The 3,089-nt window shown below is 63.5% G+C and carries 2 protein-coding genes; both read left to right on the top strand.

What is annotated here, in order from left to right; genetic code table 11:
• A partial coding sequence (locus tag ACRCSW_RS14945) for a NarK family nitrate/nitrite MFS transporter (protein ID WP_438706335.1) occupies positions 1-1,424 on the top strand: 1,424 nt, incomplete at its 5' end.
• A 15-nt stretch (positions 1,425-1,439) separates the two neighbouring features.
• Positions 1,440-3,089, top strand: a 1,650-nt coding sequence (locus ACRCSW_RS14940) for a molybdopterin-dependent oxidoreductase (RefSeq protein WP_438706334.1), incomplete at its 3' end; no start/stop codon positions are given.

The following is a 3,089-nucleotide window of genomic DNA, read 5'->3' as shown; positions in this document are numbered from 1 at the left end:
TTCACCACCCCGAACGCACCGCCATGCCCCGCGTCTTGCAGGACTGGCACCCGGAAGATGCGGCGTTCTGGGCCGACAAGGGCAGGGCCATCGCGCGCCGAAACCTCTGGCTCTCGATCCCGGCGCTACTTCTGGCGTTCTCGGTCTGGATGGTCTGGTCGATGGTTGTGGCCAAGCTGCCGCTGATCGGCTTTGCGTTCAGCCCGGAGCAGTTGTTCTGGCTGGCCGCGCTGCCTGCCCTGTCGGGCGCGACGCTCAGGATATTCTACGGTTTCATGGTGCCGATCTTTGGCGGCAGGCTCTGGACGACGCTGTCAACGGCATCGCTGATGCTGCCCGCCATCGGTATCGGCTATGCCGTCCAGAACCCCGAAACGCCCTACTTCATCTTCCTGGTGCTCGCGCTGCTGTGCGGTCTTGGGGGGGCCAACTTCGCCTCCTCCATGGCCAATATTGGCTACTTCTTCCCCAAGGCCGAAAAGGGCAACGCGCTGGCGCTGAACGCGGGGCTTGGCAATCTGGGTGTCAGCGTCATGCAGTTCCTCGTGCCGCTGGTCATCACAGTCGGCGTCTTCGGTGCAGTGGGCGGAGCGCCGCAGGAGTTGACCGACGGTGGCCAGCTCTGGATGCAGAACGCGGGCTTTATCTGGGTGCCGTTCATTCTTGCGGCAACCGTCGCGGCCTGGCTCGGCATGAACGACATCGCGGATGCAAAGGCCAGCTTTGCCCAGCAGTCGGTGATCTTCGGGCGGACGCATAACTGGCTAATGTGCGTTCTCTACATCGGCACCTTCGGCAGCTTCATCGGCTATTCGGCGGGCTTCCCGCTGCTCAGCCGGATCGCCTTCCCCGATACCAACGCCCTGCAATACGTCTTCCTCGGGCCGCTGGTCGGCGCTCTCAGCCGTGCCGGCACGGGCTGGGTGTCTGACAGGTTCGGCGGCGGGCGCGTCACGTTCTGGGTCTTCGTCGGCATGATCGCCTCGGTCCTCGGTGTGATCCTGTCTCTTCAGGCGGGCAGTTTCGCCGGGTTCTTCGCGGGCTTCATGGCGCTGTTCTTCTTCACCGGGGTTGGCAACGCCTCGACCTTTCAGATGATCCCTGTGATCATGGGCCGTGAAGTGCCGCGCCTGATGCCACAACTGACCGGCACAGACCGCGCCCGCCAGATCGCCATGGAATCGGGCGGGATCGTCGCCTTCACCAGCGCCATCGGGGCCTATGGCGGGTTCTTCATCCCCAAGGCCTACGGGTCGTCCATCGCCATGACCGGCAGCCCGATCGGCGCGCTGTGGCTGTTTCTGACCTTCTACGTGATCTGCCTTGCCATCACCTGGGTCGTTTACACGCGCCCCGGCGGACTGCTGCACGATATCGAGCATGGCCATGCCCCTTCGGGTGCCACCGCCCACCCCGCCGAATAACGAAAGGACGCCACGATGAGCCACCTGCTCGACAGACTGAATTTCTTCCAAAGCAAGGAACTGGAGCAATTCTCGAACGGCTGGGGCCAGACGACGCGCGAGAACCGGGATTGGGAAGAAGTCTACAGAAACCGCTGGCGGCACGACAAGGTCGTGCGGTCTACCCATGGGGTGAATTGCACCGGATCCTGTTCGTGGAAAATCTACGTCAAGTCCGGCATCGTCACATGGGAAACCCAGCAGACCGACTATCCGCGCACCCGCGCGGGCCTGCCCAATCACGAGCCGCGCGGCTGCGCGCGGGGGGCGTCCTACAGCTGGTACCTCTATTCCGCCAACCGTGTGAAGAACCCGCTGATCCGGGGGGCCTTGATGCGTGCGTGGCGCAAGATGCGGTCCACGATGACGCCCGTGGCCGCATGGGCCGCGATCCAGAACGATCCCGCCCTGCGCGCCAGCTATACCAGAACGCGCGGCAAGGGTGGCTTTGTGCGCGCTTCGTGGGACGAAGCAACCGAGATCATTGCGGCTGCCAACGCTTACACCGCCAGGACTTACGGCCCTGATCGCGTCTTCGGCTTCTCGCCGATCCCGGCCATGTCGATGGTCAGCTATGCGGCCGGTTCCCGCTATCTCAGCCTTCTCGGCGGCACCTGCATGTCGTTCTACGACTGGTATTGCGACCTGCCACCGGCATCGCCCCAGACCTGGGGCGAACAGACCGACGTGCCGGAAAGCGCCGACTGGTACAACGCAGGCTTCCTGATGCTCTGGGGCTCGAACGTGCCGCAGACCCGGACGCCCGACGCGCATTTCTATACCGAGGTCCGCTATCGCGGCACCAAATCCGCCGTGGTCAGCCCCGATTACTCCGAGGCCGCGAAGTTCGGCGATATCTGGCTGAACCCGCAGGCGGGCACCGATGCGGCGCTGGCGATGGCAATGGGCCATGTGATCCTGCGCGAATTCCATCTGGACCGGCAGGCCGAATACTTCAAGGATTACGCCCGCAAGTACACCGACATGCCGATGCTGGTGCGGCTTGAGGACAGGGACGGGCACCTTGTTCCGGGCCGCATGCTGCGCGCCGAGGACTTCGACGGCAAACTGGGAGAGACCAACAACCCCGACTGGAAGACGGTCGCCTTTGACGAGGCGTCGGGTCAGATCGTGGCACCCAACGGTTCCATAGGTTTCCGCTGGGGCGAGGAAGGCAAATGGAACCTTGAACAGCGCGCCAAGGGGGCCGAGACCCAACTGCGCCTCAGCCAGATCATGGACGGTCATCACGATGAGGTTGTGGGCGTCGATTTCCCCTATTTCGGCGGGGTTGCAACTGGCGATTTCGTGAAATGCGATCACCCGGACGTTCTGACCCGCAACATTCCCGCCCGCCGCGTGACCCTCGCCGACGGCTCGCAGGCACTGATCGCCACGGTATTCGACCTCTTCTGTGCCAACTACGGCCTTGACCGCAGCCTGGGCGGCAAATGGGTGTCGAAGGACTTCAACGACGACAGTCCCTACACCCCCGCCTGGGCCGAAAAGATCACTGGCGTCGACCGCGAGAAGATCATCGCCGTGGCGCGGGCATTTGCCGGCAATGCCGAAAAGACCCATGGCAAATCCATGGTCATCCTCGGGGCCGGTCTGAACCACTGGTAC

The organism is Tabrizicola sp., assembly GCF_051645465.1.
Lineage (GTDB): Bacteria > Pseudomonadota > Alphaproteobacteria > Rhodobacterales > Rhodobacteraceae > Tabrizicola.
This window is presented reverse-complemented; position numbering and strand designations above follow the sequence as displayed.